This is a genomic window from Paenibacillus sp. FSL R5-0473, assembly GCF_038004565.1.
Classification (GTDB): domain Bacteria; phylum Bacillota; class Bacilli; order Paenibacillales; family Paenibacillaceae; genus Paenibacillus; species Paenibacillus amylolyticus.
In genome coordinates this window covers 353,285-370,403 of the sequence record NZ_JBBORL010000001.1, presented here as the reverse complement: position 1 = coordinate 370,403, position 17,119 = coordinate 353,285, and the positions used below count along the sequence as shown (strand labels likewise).

Here is a 17,119-nt window from a genome sequence, read left to right as displayed (position 1 = left end):
TCCATCTCCGCTCTATTTAAAATTCATTTTTTCAAATGGCAGTTCATATTGGGTCTGCTTGAATGAGATTCCATTAAGATTCTCGGGAGCGACTATGGTGACACGCCCGTTGGTAATCGGGATGAAGACTGCTTCATCATGGACGATCTTCATAATGTCGGCATACAGGGATTGGCGTGAAGCCTCACCCGTGGAGATCATGACCGCATCGATTTTCTTGTACAATTCATCTGCTTCGGCAATTCCGCTTGTTGTATGCTTGTATGCCGAATCTGATGTAAATGCTGCAATGGTACTCTGTGGATCATAGGCCAGTCCCCAGGTTTGATTAAAGAGCAGATCATATTCCCCGGTGGCTCTCCGATTCGCAATGGAAGTGGATTCTTCGCCCACGATTTCAAGCTGAATTCCCAATTCTTTCACGGAATACTGGATCAATTCGGCCTGTATTTTCTGTGAAGACGAGTTGCTGTCATAGTATAATTTCATGGCTAAAGGCTGACCGTTCTTCGTTCTCACCCCTTTACCGTCTGCCAATGTCCAGCCAGCTTGCTCCAGAAGATTTTTAGCCATTTCCGGATCATACTCCCGTTTCTTCAGGTCCACTTTGGCGTAATTGACATTGGCTGAAAATAGCGTGTCCGCTACAGTCTGTGTTCCGTTGAAAATATCTTTACTGATCGTTTCCCTATCAATGCCCACCCATAGCGCTTCCCGCACTGCCGTTTCCTGAACCGGACTATTCTGGCGACTGCTATTGGCTACGATCATATTGGTATTCATCGCTTCACTTCGGACCACTTGATAACCACCGGATTCAGCCAATTGGTCCATGGCTTCGACATCGATACTATCTGCTCCCCGGTCATCGGTGAACACAAAGTTGATCTCTCCCTTTTGCAATGCCAGGAATGTTGTTTCACCTGCGGGAAGAACCTTGGATGTGATCTTCTTGATTGCAGGTGCACCACCCCAATAGTCTTCATTAGCTTCAAACGTGGCATTCTCTTCAACTTTATGAGCTGTAAGCTTGTAAGGTCCTGTGCCGTGGAAACCACTTACTCCGTCTTTGGTTCCGCCATCTTTGAAATCCTTGGGTGATATGAAGACGTAAGGTCTTGTCATGGACAATTCCACCAGTGCCGGATAATAGGCTTCCGACAGCACCAACTCCACCGTATACTCATCGATAACTTTTACACTTATGATTTTGGTAGACAGCTTGATCCAGGCATGTTTTTCGGCATTGGCCTGAACGGCATCGATATTTTGTTTAACCGCCTCTGCGTTGAACGGCTCTCCATCATGGAATTTCACATCTTGTCGCAGATGAAAGGTATAAGTCTTGCCATCCTCGGAAATATCCCATGATTCAGCCAGCAATGGCTTGATTCCGTCAGGTGTGTTTTCCACCAGAGACTCATATACCATCCCTTGCGCAGGCATGGAACCTGTATACAGATGAGGGTTCATATCATTAATATCTTTGGCAGAAGCATAGATAAGCTCCGTCTGCACCTGGCTATTGGCAGGCTCCGTTTGGGCGCTCTCTTTCTCTGTTGTGTTCTGAGCGCATCCGGCGAGCAGCGCAATGGCAGACACCAGCAATAATATAGATGTAAAAGTAAGACCCTTTTTCACAACATTTCCTCCTGATGATTAAGTTACAAGCAGACCTTGTAGGTTACATCGGACCACTCCGATTGCAGTACCATCTTCCGATCGCTGTTATCCCCAGATTTTTTTGATTCTCTTTTCCAAAGAGAAAATCCGGGGATAAAGGCGACCGCTTCGCTTCTTCAGATTGGTTCCGCACTCTCCGTTATGATGTAAACATCAGGTTCAACTTGATTAATTTGAGATGTAATTAGACCCTTGAAAGTCCGGTGCAAATCATGCGGATATCCTCTTCAAAGGATTGGATTGAAAAGGCGCTGGACAAGCGCTGATCCGGGTTTGCGTCAGCCACTTCCTGAATCTTCGCCTCATACCTGGCGATAAATTGATCAATGGTTGGACAGCTCACATCGAGGTGTCTGGCTATGCCCTGAATGATTTTGATGCGGTAGTAATCTTCCTTGGGCATACGGGGGATGTCCAGTTCTCCTTCGCGGTTCATGAACGTTTGACGGAATGGGACTGCTGAAAAGTCAAAATATTTCCCTGCCGAATCGGGTTCCGAGAGTGGATCAATCAATAAGGAGGTGTACCGTATGTATAATAAATACTCTTGATGAATGACCTGCAGCTGATTGAAATTCTCGATATCCTGGCGTGATATACTCTCTAATCGAACCGGATAGTTGTCATCCGTCATGAACTGAAGCAGGTTCACTCCCTGAATATCAAGTCGGTCCGTAATATTCATAATCTCCTGCCACTGTGCCCGCATTTCCCGTATCAAAACTTGTGTAATCGGACCTTCAGGATACATCTTGTATACGTATTTCTGAATATTCGATGCTCCAAAAATGGCTTCTAATGAGAATTCATTCATGAACAAGGGTGGATGCACGTACAACGAGATATTTCTCGTTTCCGCCTCCAGTGGGGATCGCATCACTTCCAGCGTAATACCCAAACGCTCATACACTTGGCATAGCTTGCTGACCTGTTCAGACGGGTAACGAGTGGAACCGATATAGACCTTTTTCTTCACCCCTGTAGTAATCACATGATTCGACGGATGTTCGTGCATCCAACGGGTATCTCCGAGGTAGGTAGAGAAACTGATCACTTCCGGCGCTGCACTCCGCTCTCTCATATAATGGGTCACGAGTCGATTCGACCCAAACGTTGGAGAAATCAAAATGATACATTTCAGTTGTTTGATGAATTCATTTTTCATTTGTTCCAACACATCGATATAAGCATCGGTGGTAACCGCCAAAATGAGTGTATCCCATTCCCCCTCAATGGTGTCATATCCCTTGAACACATGATCAATGAAACACTCACCTGCGAGTGGCTGATGTTTCTCATTTTGAATGCTGACCTGAATACGCCCATTGCTCTGTTCGAGGGCTGCGAATACGGACGCTGAACGAACCGATGCTCTCCCCACAATGCCTATACAGCAATTGAGATGATCTTTGAGTGTAACCGCAAGCTGAATGGATGCAGGCCCGGTTCCAAGTAACAGAATTCGCTGAAGATTGCTCATATAAGCCTCCTTAATTCAAAGTTCAATCTGTAATCCATTTGGACGCACTTGCATACCTATGCTTTTTGATACAACGCAATATCAAACACATCATCCGGGCGCAGGATCGTATCCACCAGCTTCCACTTGCTGCTATCCGTCGCTCTCATGGGATAATTGAACAAGGACTTCAACTGATCACCGTATCTCATGGCTACAACCACCTGTGCATTCGTCAGGGCATGCAGTTGATCAAGCAGCTCATATTTAGGGGCCACCGTAGAGCTGAAAATGATATGGGTTGCTTCCCTGGTATACTCCAGATTTTCCAGCAAGGTTGACTCCAATCGAATCTTCAAGCCTGCCGTGCCCAGTGTCTCCACCACTTTTCGCCCGAGTGTAATGGACTCTTCATCAATATCGATCCCAACAACCTGTGCACCTGTTCGCTTGGCGATGAGTAATGGTGTCATTGGGAATGAACCGGAGCCTACCAACAATACGTTGGAATCGGAGGTGACATGGAAGCTGCCAAATTCTTTATCGATACACTCTTCTATATTTTTGAAATAATCGGCAATCTGAACATCCCCGTTTTCTAACTTTAATGCACGATATTTCTCCATGATCGCCACACACTGGGCGGATTTATTTCTTAACTGCCATACAAGCAAATCCAGTTCTTCCAGCTCGGAATGCTCCAACTGTTCCCAGGCTGCCTTATTCTCCTGATCGGTCACAAAGCGGGAGTAGTCATTGATCACAGCCTCCAGCTCCGAACTATGCAGAATCGTATGATCATACTTGCTCGCGAGCTTATCGAATTTCTCTGCAAATTCACTCAAACATGTCTGAAAATGGACCAATGTGATCATTTCTTTTCCCCCTATACGTTGTCTCGATCATGTATCATGTACCTCATGCGTTTACAACGCTCCATTCTGCTGGAGCATCTATGAAGGCTTTGCCCTGAGCCACGATGCCAACAGATCCCTCAATCGTAATACTCTCAAGTTCTGCGCCATTCCACTGGGCCGCCACTTTGATCGCACCACCAGGCTGCTTGATGTACTGCGTAATCTGCCTCTGCTGGCTCCATGCGAGATACGCTCCCACGGAGGCCGTACCCGAGCCACACCCTCTCTCCCAGATCAGACTATCCAGCTCCGGAACATAGATGAGTGGGGCCATTTCTTCCAAGTGTGATTGATATAACAAGATACCGATCAGCTTATCTCCCAGGGTTAATCCCAGTAATCTTGCAAGGGTCTGTGCCCTCTTCTTCATCGTATCGTCGAAGTCATCGACTTCAATCACGATATGGATGAATTCAGCGTACCGGATGATCACCATATCGAGTTCGATGCCTTCGTACCGGATTGTTCGCTGCTCAATCTGCTTTGGTATCGGCATGGTCACCTGGCAGTCATATTCGTTCTGCTGTTTCTTCACATGGCACATGATCAACTGATCGGTTCCGGAAACCTCCAGCACAATGTCCATAGATTCCTGTTGTGCCAATCCTGCTTCAGATGCGTGGTGTGCTGCAAGTGCCATACAGGCATTGCCACAGAACTCTCCTCCGGCCATTTCCAGGCGGGCCACAGCTTCCGGTATCCTCGTTGGTTCGATGAATCCCACTTGTTCAGCGTAAACGTTATCATACGACATTAGACGAGTTGCAATATGATTGTATTTCTCTGCTGCATGATCCGTTTTAACCAGAATCGTCATGTTTTGAGTGGGACTGAACTTGATAAAATCGATCTCCTGTTTCATCGCAGCGACTACTCCTGTTCTTCTTTTTTATCTAATAGTAATTATTACGATTAAAGGTCGAGAAAAATATAGCACATCCTTTTGGGGAGCGTCAACAAATATTTCCATTTAAAAAAATAAAATTTCATAATACCTTTAGCTGCACCTCCTGTAAGAAAACCCAAACAGAGCTGACGCTTCTGCGCCAGCCCTAGCTATAATTACACCATCTGATTAAATCCAACGAATCGTCGTTCCTACCTCGCTCTCACTAAAAAAGGGAATACGAAAAACGGTTGCCGTCGAACGGAACCGTTTCGATCTGGATATGATCCAGTGATTCACTGTACTCATCACGCTTGATGTGCTTGCACATTGTGCAGTGCTTTCTCAGCCAGTGCAGCCAGAAGATGTGCTCCCAGCGACAGAGCCCGTTCATCCACATCAAAGCCAGGGTGATGCCACTCATGCGGGCCAGAGGTGCCCAGGAAGAGGAACAGGCCGGGAACTTCTTTTTGATAAAAAGAGAAGTCCTCTCCTGCCGGAGAAGGCAGCGGTCTGATGCTATTCAGCCCAATCTGACTTGCAACTTGCTCCGCCGCAGATGCCAGAGCTTCATCGTTGACCACGGCAGGTGGTCCCTGAATCCAACGGACCGTAGCCCGTGTGCCATAGGCTGCCGCCACACCGGCGACTACCTGATTGAAACGTTCGCGAATCCGTGCACGCACTTTCTCATCAAAGGTACGCACTGTGCCATCAAGGATCGCTTCATCCGGAATAACGTTCCAGGCTGTGCCACTGTGGAGCTTGGTGACACTGATTACAGCACTCTCCTGTGCTCCCACATTGCGGCTCACAATGGCCTGTAATGCCGTAACAATATGTGCGGCAACCACAATTGGATCAATGCCGGCTTCAGGCACAGCTGCATGGGTGCCTACACCTTCCACTTTGACAACAAAACCGTCTGCTGCTGCCATCAATGCGCCTTCCCGAATGCCCACCGTACCTACCTGGAGATCAGGCTTGTTATGCAACCCAAATACGGCCCGAACATCGGATAATGCGCCGCTCTGGATCACTTGCCGAGCACCCGTTGCTTTTTCCTCTGATGGCTGGAATATCAACCGTACTTTTCCCGGTAGGATGAACTCGCGCTGTTTCAGTAATCGTGCAGCACCGATCAGAATTGCCGTGTGTGCGTCATGTCCGCATGCGTGCATCTTTCCATCTACCTGGGAGGCAAATTCCAGCTTTGTCTCTTCCTGAATGGGCAGCGCATCAATATCTGCTCTTAGGGCGACAACAGGACCGTCCCCTTGACCCACTTCAGCGACAAGCCCTGTCCGCAGCGCATATTCGTCTGCAATACGGACGCCTTCCTCTTCCAGCCAACTGCGAATGGCAGCTGTCGTCTCCTTTTCCTCGCCGGACAATTCCGGGTTACGATGCAGATGTCGCCGAATGGTGATTAAACGTTCCGCAAATTCTTCCGCCCGTTCACCATGAAGTTCATGCTCGGGGCCCTGTACTTGTTGCTCAGAATGCTGCTTGGGCTGTTCCAGATCACTTTTCATCACATGGCCTCCCATTCGTATATATTTACTGCTATATTAACTGCCTAATTCTATCCGATTGCAGCTTCCTGTTCCTTGGATTCCAGTGCAAATTCACTCAGTCCCTGCTCTGCCAGAATCTCACGCAACAATTCGAATGAACGAATTCGCTTGGTAAAGTCCCGTGTAGCTGTAGTCACAATGAACTCTTCCACAGCAAATTCCTGCTGGAACTTCAGCAACGCCTGACCTACGCTTTCCTTCGTACCCCTGGTCACACTTGGCTCCAAAATCTCGATCCGATAGGTTTCGTTTGATTGACGGCCGAATTCTTCCGCCTGTTCCACAGAACCGACAGTGAGTACTTTCCCACTCTCCAGATGGATCTTCACCAGCATATGCTCGCTCGCAAGTCCTTCCGCTTCCTCCTCACTCTCGGCCACAATTAACGATATGGCCAGTGCAGCGTAGGGCTCTCGTCCCTGGGAACGATCAAATTGTTCACGATATACACGGATCGCTTCAAGCGCTACCTCTATATTACTGTTAATGAACAGTGAAAAGACATATGGGAGTCCCAGTTCCGCAGCCATACCTGCACTATCGACACTTGCTCCAAGTACGTACAGCTCCGCTGGAATATCCGACACAGGCGAAGCACTGAGACCTGCAAGTGGATGCGACTGATCTTCAAGCGACTCATTGTGGATGTATCGTTTCACCTGAACAATTTTCTCTTGAAGAGATGCGGCTTCCTGAATACCTTCCTGCAACGCCTGTGTCGAACGTGGTAACCCGCCTGGTGCACGACCGATTCCCAGGTCAACTCTTCCTGGTCCGAGCGCGGCGAGGATATTGAAATTCTCGGCGACTTTGTATGGACTATAATGCTGGAGCATTACTCCGCCAGACCCCAGCCGAATCCGCTTTGTATGCGCAAGCAAGTGGGAGATGAGTACCTCTGGGGAGGAACCTGCAACATGCCCTGAATCATGGTGCTCCGACACCCAGAATCGATGGAATCCAAGCTGCTCTGCCCGCTGTGCCAGCTCAATCGTATGCCGAAAAGCATCCACCGCCGTTTCCCCTTCATAGATGGGAGTCTGATCCAAAATGCCAACACGAATACTCATATCCTTCTCCTCCTTGATTGTGCTGAACCGCTGTTCTTGAATCTTACAAACAATCTATAACTTCCGCAGCAGTTCCCCGAAGGGCTCTGCCAATGGCGAATATTCTTCCTTTAAAGTAACGACGCTGATCTGCAACGATACACCTGCTACCTCATGTACCTGAATGGGGAACAGCTCCTGATTTTGCACTTCCTTCTTCACCGTAAGTCCTGGGAGAAAGGCAATGCCTGCCCCTTGCATAACCAGTTTCTTCGCCGTCTCCGAATTATCAACATGGTATGTAATATTCGGCGGATGTTCCAGCGAGTCGAAAGCCCGGTGAATGCGAAGCCAGTCCAGTGAACCACATTCAAAAAAGACCAGTTGCTCATTCCGGATGGCTTCCATGCTGACATGCCCGCTCTCAATGAATGGATGCCCTTTGTACACATAGAGCTGGATCGGATCTTCATAAAAAGCAACCGTACGGATCGCAGGATGCATGACCTTGCGCACAAAAGCAAGATCGATCTCCTGACCAAGCAGTTTGGCAATCAGCTGATCCGTCGTTGCTGTCGTCAATTTGATATTAATTTCGGGGTAAGCTTCCTTGATCTTGGGTAAAAAATCGGGAATGACATAGTTGGATACCGATACTGTACTACCGAGTCGAAGAGCATCCGGTGTTGATCGCCGTTGCTGAATCTTCTGCTTGCCCTTCTGAATCACTTGCAGCACTTGCTGCGCATATGGCAGGAATTTACGGCCTTCCTCTGTCAGCACAATTTGTTTGCCAAGCCGATCAAACAACTTGCAGCCCAGCTCCCTTTCCAGTGACTGAATGCGAGCTGTGACCGAAGGTTGGGACAAGAAGAGTACTTCGGCAGCCTTATTGAAGCTTCCATAATGATTGATATATACAAATGCTTCAATATTCTCAATATTCATGAGCGCCTCCGTATCCACGTCCGCAGACGTTTGATCTTATATTGATTTATCCAATATACTTACTTGGTTTTATGATATCGTAATCCCATCCTTTTCCAGTGTCAATATCAATTCATCCAGCGAGCGATCCAAACGTGTAGTCACATCTGCCGAGAGTACAAATTTTCCATCATCCAATCGCTCAATTCCCTGATCCACAGCATACACGCCACCCAAGATATGTCTTCCACCAAGGGCTGCCAGAACAGGTTTCAATGCATAATCAATGGCGAGCAGATGAGCTATAGAGCCACCGATAACGAGCGGAAGTGTCAACTTGCCCCGCAACCCTTCTTGCGGAATCAGATCCAGGAAAAGCTTGAGCACTCCCGAGTACGATGCCTTGTATACCGGTGTAGCCACAATAACTGCATCCGCCGCTTCCACGACAGCGAGTGCATCACGAATGAATGAGCTGTCAAACCGGGCTTGCACCAGATCCTCAGCGGGCAGGTCCACAACATGAATGACTTCAACAGTGATGCCTGCCTCCGTTAATTTTTGGCTGCTGTAATCCGTCAGACCTGTCAAACGCGAACTTTTGGAAGGTGATCCTGCAATAATGACAACATGTGACATGAATATCTCCTCCTCAAGCGTAAACGGCTGTCGCCGTCCTCTGGTGGCACAGCTACCGTTTCGCAGTGAAATATAAAAATGGATAGGGTGAAACTTATAAATTCTTATATTTTGGAATAGCGGTCAAGCCGCTCCTTTTACTTTGGGGTCCAGCCGATCGCGAATATCGTCTCCAATCAGATTAACCGCCAGTACAAACAACGTGATCGCCAGACCCGGGAACGTACAGATCCACCAGGCAACCGTCAGATACCCTCTACCTTGCGAGAGCAATGCGCCCCAATCCGGTATTTCCTTCAACACCCCAAGTCCCAGAAAACTGAGTCCGGAGCCCGTAAGAATTGATGTCCCTACGCCCAGCGTAGCCATGACCAGCAGGGGTGACAATGAATGTGGCAGTACATGTTTCCAGAAAATACGTGCATTGGAACCGCCCAGTGAACGTGTCGCTGTAATGAAAGGCAGACCTTTAACTGATATGACCTGCCCACGCATCACCCGTGCGTAGCCCGGAATGGAGGAAACCGCAACAGCCAGTGCAATGTTCATCAGTCCTGGCCCGAGAGCAGCTGCAACAGACAATGCAAGGAGCACGCCGGGTACAGCCATCAGAATATCGACAGCCCGCATCGTGACGGTATCAACAATTCCTCCGGCATAACCGGAGATAATACCAAGAGCACTACCGACAATACCGCCCACAAGAACAGAAGCAAATCCAATGAGCAGCGAATCCCTGCTTCCATGCACAACCACACTGAAGATATCCCTGCCAAAGTAGTCCGTCCCGAACAGATGCGCAGCAGAAGGAGCCTGCAGAATGGCATCCGTCATCATCTGAGTTGGATCATAGGGCGCAATCCAGCCCGGTACAATTGCACATGCCACGGTAAACACCACCACCAGCAATGCTGCATAAAAGAATAATCGGGATACCGCGAATGAGACGCGATAACGCCAAGGGCGGCGATTCCACAGATGGATACGTCCTACACTGCCGGCCCATGCTTTTTTGTCACCAGCCAAAGGTTTCATGCTCATGAGCAACAACTCCTCCTTTCATACTCCGTGTCAGGACACTTCTGACTGTTCCATCCAATATTATGTGCGGACTGCACGCCGAACCCGGGGATCAATGTACGAATACGAGATATCCACCAGCAGGTTCAAGACCACATAGATAATGGATGTAAAGAAAACAACGCCTTGCACCACTGGCAGATCCTTGGCCATTAGCGCATCCGCAATAATTCGGCCGATTCCCTGTCTGGAGAAGACGGTCTCCACCACAACGGTTCCCGCAAGCAGATCACCGATCAACATGCCGATTACCGTTACAGCAGGAATAAGCGCATTACGCAGTGCATGGCTATACATGATTGCACGCTCCGAAAGTCCTTTGGCCCGTAATGCCACGATAAACGGTTCATTGATGACTTCCAGCATGCTGTTCCGCACCATCCGTACGATAAACCCTGCACCCACGAGACCCAGCGTAGCTGCCGGAAGAACCAGTGAGCTGAATCCGTCGGAACCCATCGCCGGGAACCAGCCAAGCTGTACTGAAAATAACAGGATGAGCAGAATCCCCGTCCAGAAGGTTGGCATCGAGATGCCAAACAGTCCAACGAGCCGGGCGACAAAATCAATCACGCCATTGCGATGAATTGCAGACAATACACCAAGTGTAATCCCAATCGTGATGGCAATGATTGAGCTGAGTGCGGTCAAAGCCAGTGTGGCTGGAAAATGTTCCAGTATTTTTGGCAGAACTGAATCGGAATTGATCATTGATTTACCGAAATCCCCACGCAGCATATCACCGAAATAGTTCGCAAACTGGATGTAAAACGGTTGATCCAGTCCAAGCTGAACCCGCAGATTCTCGATCATCTCCGGGGTAGCCGAGGACGGGTCCAGCATGAGCAGAACCGGATCACCCGGCAGAAGATACATGATGCAGTACACCAGCACCGAAGCTCCGAAAATAACCAGAAGCGATGTTGCGAGTCGTGACAGTATCGTTTGAACCATACCGGGATATCTCCTTCCTCAATCTGGATTGGCCGTTCATGTTAGGGCTGAATGCGGACGTCGTTAAAGAGTGGATAACCTAATGAATCAAACTTGATGCCTTCGACCTTTTTGGATGCAGCGACGGTATACGGGAATACATAGATTGGCAGAATTACCGCTTGCTCAATCAGGTATTGCTGGATTTGATTGTAGATCTGAACACGTTTATCAGGATCCGTCTCGACCGCTCCCTGCTCTAACAGTTCATCGATCTTTGGATCAGACAAACCGGACAATGTGGGACGCTCGCCCTCTGCACTCGTATGGTAGAAAGCGTACAAGGCATTGGGATCAGAATTGACCTGACTGTTGCCATAGAGATCATAATCCCAGTTCTGATAGATGACCGTTGCTACGTCTTTTGTAATTTCCACTTCAACCGCAATGCCAACCTGTTTCAACTGTTGCTGGATAATGGCAGCGATGTCATTGCGTTTCTCCCGATTGGGCGAACCATCGACATACCGCAGGGTCAGTTTCTGGCCGTCTTTGGAACGAATTCCATCAGCGCCTTTCACCCAGCCTTGTTCATCGAGCAGTTGATTGGCTTTGTTGATGTCCGGGTTGATGCTTCCTTCCAGCGATGCATCATAACCCAGGATTCCAGGAGACAGTGCGGACCACGCACGTTCGTAGTTACCCAGATACAATGTTTTGACAATCGATTCCACATCTACAGCGGATTGTATTGCCTGCCTTACTTTCACATCATCCCAAGGCGCTTTGCGCAGATTGAAAAAGAGTGTGTACGGCAGTCCAACCGTATTGGCCTGTAACAATTGCTGGTTCGGATCGTTTTTTAATGCAGCGATATTTTGCGGTGGAACCGTCTCGGCAGCGAGTACCTGACTACTCTGTACACTTCCGATACGCGTTGCTTCTTCCGGTACAATCTTGAATGTGATCGTATCCACATGGGGCGCGGCTTTATTTTCAACCGTCTCAGGTCCCCAGTTGTAATCCTTGTTTTTGGCAACGACGATATCCGCATTTTCATCCCATTTCACAAAGGTATACGGACCTGTTCCCACCGGATTTTTACCCAACTGGTCGCCATATTTTTGGGCAGCCGTAGGGGAGACGATCCCCAGCAGCGCCTGGCTCAAATTGCCGAGAAAGGCTTGCGATGGTGATTCCAGATTTACCTTGATGGTATATTCATCAATGACTTCGGAGGAGCTATAGGGTCTAATCAGGGCCAGAGAATTGGCAGCTTTGGTGGCCGGATCAATCACCCGGTCCAGATTGTATTTCACGGCTTCCGCATTAAACGGTGTGCCATCGTGGAATTTCACGCCTTCACGCAGCTTGAACGTATAACTCTTGCCATCCTCGGATACGCTCCATTCCGTGGCGAGCCAAGGTTTGATAGAACCATCAGGCAGCTGCACGACCAGATTGTCGTAGATCGTTCGGATGGCGCGTACCGTTACAGCAAGCCCACTGCGATGAGGGTCCAGTGTATCCGGTGAAGTGGCGAGTGCAAAAGTCAGGTTGCCTCCTTCGGCTTGCCCGGCCTGCCCCCCGCCTGATGCCTGTGCCATACTGTTCGTGCTGCCTCCCGCCGCTCCGCAACCGGATAATACCATCACCAATACTCCTGCCAATGCCATATATTTCATCCATGAGATAGACCTGTTCATATCGCTTCCCCCTCTGTGTATACAGGTGTCATTAAATTGATGTTTATACCAATACGCGATATATCCTATGAGTTAAGTCGGTTTTAAAGTAGTACGAAACGCAGTAATTGATTTCATTACCGGTTGGAGAAAACAGCCAGACAAAATCAGAGGCTCGTACGCTCCCTATCCGTTATGCCAAATCAGATACAACTTGCTTCTTCGCAGCCGTATAACGGTTAACCGGAATCTGTACCCCAAGGTTACCTCGCAATGTATCGTATTCATAGTCCGTACGATACAGACCGCGTTCTTGCAGAATCGGAACAACCAGTTCCACAAAATCAGACAATCCACTTGGCAGCTCCGAAGCAATAATGAAACCATCCGCCGCTTCCGTCTCGAACCATTCCTGAATCTTGTCAGCAACCTGCTCCGGTGTGCCCAGGAATTTGCTGCGCGGTGTTGCTGCCCGCAGAGCCACTTCACGCAAGGTCAATCCTTGCTCTTTGGCATCCTTCTTGATCTTGTCAGTTCCACTGCGGAAGCTGTTGCTTCCAATGCCATTCAGCTCCGGGAACGGTTCATCCAGCGGATATTGGGAGAAATCATGGTGTTCGAAGAAACGTCCCAGATAATCCAGCGCTTTATCAATGGTAACCAGGCTTGCGATCTCCTGATACTTCTGTTCCGCTTCCTCTTCCGTCCGTCCAACAATAGGATTGATGCCTGGCAGAATAACAATATCCTGTGAAGAACGTCCATAGGAAGCCGCTCGTGTTTTCACATCCTTATAAAATGCCTGTGCATCTTCAATCGTATCGTGTCCGGTAAAGACAGCATCCGCTTCTTGCGCCGCCAGCGTTTTGCCATCTTCCGATGAACCTGCCTGGAAAATCACCGGCTGTCCTTGCCGTGAACGGGCAATATTGAGCGGACCTTGTACGGAGAAAAACTCTCCTTCATGATTAAGCGTGTGCAGCTTGGATGGATCGAAGAATACACCGCTCTCTTTGTCTCTCACAAAGGCATCATCTTCCCAAGAGTCCCACAACCCTTTGGTTACCTGTAAATATTCCGCGGCAATGCGATAACGTTCCGGATGCGAAGGGTGACTGCTCTTGCTATAGTTCTTCGCTGTACCTTCCAGCGGAGAAGTCACGACGTTCCAGCCTGCACGGCCATCACTGATCTGATCGAGGGAACCGAACTGTCTGGCTACGGTGAACGGATCACTATAGGATGTCGAGAGGGTGCCTACCAGTCCAATATGTGAAGTAACGGCAGCCAAAGCGGAGAGGATACTGATTGGTTCGAAGCGATTGAGGAAATGCGGAATGGATTTCTCGGTAATATACAGACCGTCTGCGATAAAGACCAGATCGAACTTGCCTTCCTCCGCTTTCAGTGCCTGACGTTTGTAGAATCCAAAGTTAACGCTGGCATCCGACAGAACCTCCGGGTGTCTCCATGTGGTGTTGCTTCCTCCAACCCCATGAATAATGGCTCCAAATTTCAAACTGCGTTTCGCTGTCATATGCACTCCGCCTTCCTTGGATTAGAATCTTCAAAAGAATGATCAAGGGCCAACTGAACTGATTACGTATGCGAAATAACTTAAAAGTTAACTATTCCTATGAGTTTGGTTTGTTTTAATTCCACAAATCTTATCACTGCCCCGTAAAAGGGTCAACAGCGTGACTAATAGATTTTTTCTATATGAACATTGAAGATGTAAATAAGACCATTTACATCCCAAGAGAGCTATAACTTATTGAACGTTCCGGCTGCTGTACAAATGCGATCTTGCATCATGCAGCAACCGGAACGGCTTGCTCCAAAGGTATATATCAACTCCCGTTAGACTGCTGCCGCTTCGTCCGCTCGTGCCAGAAGTTCAGCCAGCTTCTCCAGATCAGGTTCCAGCAAGGCTTCAAACTTGCCGTCCCCTCCCACTTCAATGACAGGTACATGCCGAATGCCATATTTTGCTTCAAGCACATCACGCAGCACGTCATTGCCCTGCACTTCAATGTTCTCAAAAGGCTGGTTTCGCTCTGTCAGAAATGCTTTCACTTCCCCGCAGAAATGACAGCCTGTTTTGCTCCACAGCACGACTTTTTTGGTTGATGATGACATCGACATACCTCCTGATTAGTTTTAAGATCAAGATCTGTGCGATTGAATATGAACGCCCTAGACCTTTAATTCCCATCTGTTAAATAAGAATTATGGCTCTAAATGTACTCCTGTGCCCTTCCTGCGTCAATGGATCTGCTAATAGAATAAACCTATAACCAAATAGAAAGATTAAATTATAAATTTGAAAGATGGCTTATTTTACAGGAATGAATCGCACTGCTTCAGTAGTCTAGCTACCAACTCATATGTAATATTCGGATGCGGAATGAATCAGAGCGATTACACAGGGTACCGCTACATTTTCCATTCCGCATCATGCTGCTGATTCGCATAAACAGATCGCCTGACATTACAGATCGGGGTTCAAGAGCTGAGGTGGGGCGATAATGGGCCAGCCTTCTTCCATCGCATTCAGTTGGTCCGCAGACACGCTGATAATATGCCCAGAATGTACACCCCAACGTTCTGCCGCATAGACCGAAACAAATCTTCTCCGCTTGTCTCCGCTGATCTGATATCGAATCTCGGGTGCATCCACTGCGGCAACAATACTTCCTTCTGCCCAGCCATTGTGAGAACCATGAACCGCTGTCGTATGCACCTGTTGTGATTCCCTCGGCCATCCTTGCACGTCCCCCGCTGATATCAGTGCTTCTCCGGCAGGAATGGCGAGCAGGTCCGGTTTGGCAACCTGAACAGGAGATATTCCACGCGGTACAGGGATATTCAGCTTCCGCCGCCGACCGCCGGTTAAAGTATAGACATCTCCTTTGGCATCGGACAGGAACGAACCTTCCGGGTAGAAGTCATAACTGTGTCTGAACTGTAATGCTGGATCTTGGCTGCCCTGCGTTGAGATTCGCTGACGCGGATCCGTTGGGTTTGTATCACCCTCCTCTTGTTGACCGGATGGGGTACCAGAGGTTTGTTGTCTAGCCAAGCGGGAGGTTTCGGCAACCAGCGCATGGGGATCTCCCCACTTTTGGCTATAAAACTGCTCGTTATCCTTATTCACTACAGCAAAGTCTTGCTCACCCAAGGCTTTCATACTGACACTTCCGAAGTGGTGGATAAAAGCATCCCCGGCTACCGCAAGCTGGTATCCTGCCAGCTTCACCCGGATGATCCAGTCGTCATCTTCGAAATTGCCCACCGCGTACCCTTCGTCCAGATAACCTACCCGTTCCAGCAGCTCCCGTGAGAACAACCAGCAGAATCCGACCAGGCGATCGGTTATTCGATGTTTGTCTGCATCCGGACGATTATGTGTGACGGCAAAAGACCACATCTCTTCTACCTCACGGTACGGAACCTCAATCTGCTGATCCCCGCCAATATAGTTGGTCACCGGACCCACCACACCAATCTTCGAATCACTGGCAAGACAAGTCATCATGTTATCCAGCCAGCCCGGAGTAACGAGCGTATCGTTGTTCAGCACGATGATATGTCGTCCTCTCGCCATCATCAGTCCATGATTGACACCTCCTGCAAACCCCCGGTTCTTATCCAGGGCAGCCACCCTCACCATGCCGCCTTTGCGGAGCATCGCCTCGGCAGTTCCATCCTTTGAGGCATTATCCACGACAATGATTTCGTAGGGAGCAGGGGTATGCTTTTCGATACTGGACACACATTTCAGCACATACTCCCGCTGATTGTACGTGGGGATAATGATGCTAACTCCTTCAAAAACAAGACCAAACGAGTTCTGTCCCTGGCGGACACCTTCGTTGTATCCTCTGGTATACCCCTGTTTGTAGAGCCTGGCGCCTTTGGGTGTGCGCCTGCTTTTGCCTTTACGTCTGGATTTACGTATTGAGCGACGACCTGCTGCATGTAGGACTGCCATGTCAGATCGCGAGACATCGTGTTGTGTGGCACGCCGGGCCGCTTTTTTTTCGTTGCTTATGCTGCCATTCCTGTTGTTTTCACTGCGGCTGTTGTCACTGCGAGTGCTGATATTTGGAATGATGTTCAGATGACTGTGACCCTTTCGACGGACTACGTTTCGAGCCTTAACCTTGTTGCTGCGGCTATGACGTTCTTCCCCGCGCTGTTGATCGGGTGTGCTCATGTTGCTCCCTCCATTTCCACTTGTCCGTGAGGCCAACACGCACATAACCAGCCCCCGGACGTCCA

14 protein-coding genes are annotated in these 17,119 nt (G+C 48.8%); all 14 read right to left on the bottom strand.

Annotated elements, in window-relative coordinates:
• Positions 1 to 12: 12 nt before the first annotated feature.
• Positions 13 to 1,641: a staphylopine-dependent metal ABC transporter substrate-binding lipoprotein gene (cntA, locus tag MKY28_RS01715; RefSeq protein WP_340934557.1), complete on the bottom strand. Its 1,629-nt coding sequence runs from the start codon at positions 1,639 to 1,641 to the stop codon at positions 13 to 15.
• 226 nt (positions 1,642 to 1,867) lie between these two features.
• Positions 1,868 to 3,163: an opine metallophore biosynthesis dehydrogenase gene (locus MKY28_RS01710; RefSeq protein WP_340934554.1), complete on the bottom strand. Its 1,296-nt coding sequence runs from the start codon at positions 3,161 to 3,163 to the stop codon at positions 1,868 to 1,870.
• A gap of 56 nt (positions 3,164 to 3,219) precedes the next feature.
• Complete coding sequence (locus tag MKY28_RS01705) at positions 3,220 to 4,017, bottom strand: SAM-dependent methyltransferase (protein ID WP_340934552.1); 798 nt, start codon at positions 4,015 to 4,017, stop codon at positions 3,220 to 3,222.
• A 43-nt stretch (positions 4,018 to 4,060) separates the two neighbouring features.
• Entirely contained in the window at positions 4,061 to 4,921 is an 861-nt protein-coding gene (locus tag MKY28_RS01700; protein WP_340934550.1) for a diaminopimelate epimerase, read from the bottom strand.
• 332 nt (positions 4,922 to 5,253) lie between these two features.
• Positions 5,254 to 6,480 carry an amidohydrolase gene (locus tag MKY28_RS01695; RefSeq protein WP_340934548.1) on the bottom strand — a complete coding sequence of 409 codons (1,227 nt, stop codon included), beginning with the start codon at positions 6,478 to 6,480 and terminating at the stop codon, positions 5,254 to 5,256.
• Between the two features lie 50 nt (positions 6,481 to 6,530).
• Entirely contained in the window at positions 6,531 to 7,592 is a 1,062-nt protein-coding gene (locus MKY28_RS01690; RefSeq protein WP_100529735.1) for an LLM class flavin-dependent oxidoreductase, read from the bottom strand.
• A gap of 54 nt (positions 7,593 to 7,646) precedes the next feature.
• Positions 7,647 to 8,519: a LysR family transcriptional regulator gene (locus tag MKY28_RS01685; protein WP_076253264.1), complete on the bottom strand. Its 873-nt coding sequence runs from the start codon at positions 8,517 to 8,519 to the stop codon at positions 7,647 to 7,649.
• Positions 8,520 to 8,588: 69 nt separating this feature from the next.
• Complete coding sequence (gene ssuE / locus MKY28_RS01680; RefSeq protein ID WP_100529736.1) at positions 8,589 to 9,137, bottom strand: NADPH-dependent FMN reductase; 549 nt, start codon at positions 9,135 to 9,137, stop codon at positions 8,589 to 8,591.
• A 123-nt stretch (positions 9,138 to 9,260) separates the two neighbouring features.
• Positions 9,261 to 10,178, bottom strand: a complete 918-nt coding sequence (locus tag MKY28_RS01675) for an ABC transporter permease (protein WP_253503051.1) — start codon at positions 10,176 to 10,178, stop codon at positions 9,261 to 9,263.
• Between the two features lie 60 nt (positions 10,179 to 10,238).
• Complete coding sequence (locus MKY28_RS01670) at positions 10,239 to 11,171, bottom strand: ABC transporter permease (RefSeq protein ID WP_340934543.1); 933 nt, start codon at positions 11,169 to 11,171, stop codon at positions 10,239 to 10,241.
• A gap of 41 nt (positions 11,172 to 11,212) precedes the next feature.
• Positions 11,213 to 12,856, bottom strand: coding sequence for an ABC transporter substrate-binding protein (locus MKY28_RS01665; RefSeq protein WP_340934541.1), 1,644 nt, complete (start codon positions 12,854 to 12,856; stop codon positions 11,213 to 11,215).
• 172 nt (positions 12,857 to 13,028) lie between these two features.
• Positions 13,029 to 14,372 (bottom strand): LLM class flavin-dependent oxidoreductase, encoded by a 1,344-nt coding sequence (locus tag MKY28_RS01660; protein WP_340934539.1) that lies wholly within the window; start codon positions 14,370 to 14,372, stop codon positions 13,029 to 13,031.
• A gap of 323 nt (positions 14,373 to 14,695) precedes the next feature.
• The gene (locus MKY28_RS01655) at positions 14,696 to 14,974 is read right to left on the bottom strand and encodes a glutaredoxin family protein (protein ID WP_036605813.1); all 279 of its coding nucleotides are present in this window, start codon (positions 14,972 to 14,974) and stop codon (positions 14,696 to 14,698) included.
• Positions 14,975 to 15,326: 352 nt separating this feature from the next.
• Positions 15,327 to 17,054, bottom strand: coding sequence for a glycosyltransferase family 2 protein (locus MKY28_RS01650; protein ID WP_340934537.1), 1,728 nt, complete (start codon positions 17,052 to 17,054; stop codon positions 15,327 to 15,329).
• Positions 17,055 to 17,119 lie beyond the last annotated feature (65 nt).

Bases quoted from the DNA above. Each gene is read 5' to 3' on its own strand.
- MKY28_RS01710 (WP_340934554.1), bottom strand. From the start codon at position 3,163: ATGAGCAATCTTCAGCGAATTCTGTTACTTGGAACCGGGCCTGCATCC.
- MKY28_RS01705 (WP_340934552.1), bottom strand. From the start codon at position 4,017: ATGATCACATTGGTCCATTTTCAGACATGTTTGAGTGAATTTGCAGAG.
- MKY28_RS01700 (WP_340934550.1), bottom strand. From the start codon at position 4,921: ATGAAACAGGAGATCGATTTTATCAAGTTCAGTCCCACTCAAAACATG.
- MKY28_RS01695 (WP_340934548.1), bottom strand. From the start codon at position 6,480: ATGAAAAGTGATCTGGAACAGCCCAAGCAGCATTCTGAGCAACAAGTA.
- MKY28_RS01690 (WP_100529735.1), bottom strand. From the start codon at position 7,592: ATGAGTATTCGTGTTGGCATTTTGGATCAGACTCCCATCTATGAAGGG.
- MKY28_RS01685 (WP_076253264.1), bottom strand. From the start codon at position 8,519: ATGAATATTGAGAATATTGAAGCATTTGTATATATCAATCATTATGGA.
- ssuE (WP_100529736.1), bottom strand. From the start codon at position 9,137: ATGTCACATGTTGTCATTATTGCAGGATCACCTTCCAAAAGTTCGCGT.
- MKY28_RS01675 (WP_253503051.1), bottom strand. From the start codon at position 10,178: ATGAGCATGAAACCTTTGGCTGGTGACAAAAAAGCATGGGCCGGCAGT.
- MKY28_RS01670 (WP_340934543.1), bottom strand. From the start codon at position 11,171: ATGGTTCAAACGATACTGTCACGACTCGCAACATCGCTTCTGGTTATT.
- MKY28_RS01665 (WP_340934541.1), bottom strand. From the start codon at position 12,856: ATGAACAGGTCTATCTCATGGATGAAATATATGGCATTGGCAGGAGTA.
- MKY28_RS01660 (WP_340934539.1), bottom strand. From the start codon at position 14,372: ATGACAGCGAAACGCAGTTTGAAATTTGGAGCCATTATTCATGGGGTT.
- MKY28_RS01655 (WP_036605813.1), bottom strand. From the start codon at position 14,974: ATGTCATCATCAACCAAAAAAGTCGTGCTGTGGAGCAAAACAGGCTGT.
- MKY28_RS01650 (WP_340934537.1), bottom strand. From the start codon at position 17,054: ATGAGCACACCCGATCAACAGCGCGGGGAAGAACGTCATAGCCGCAGC.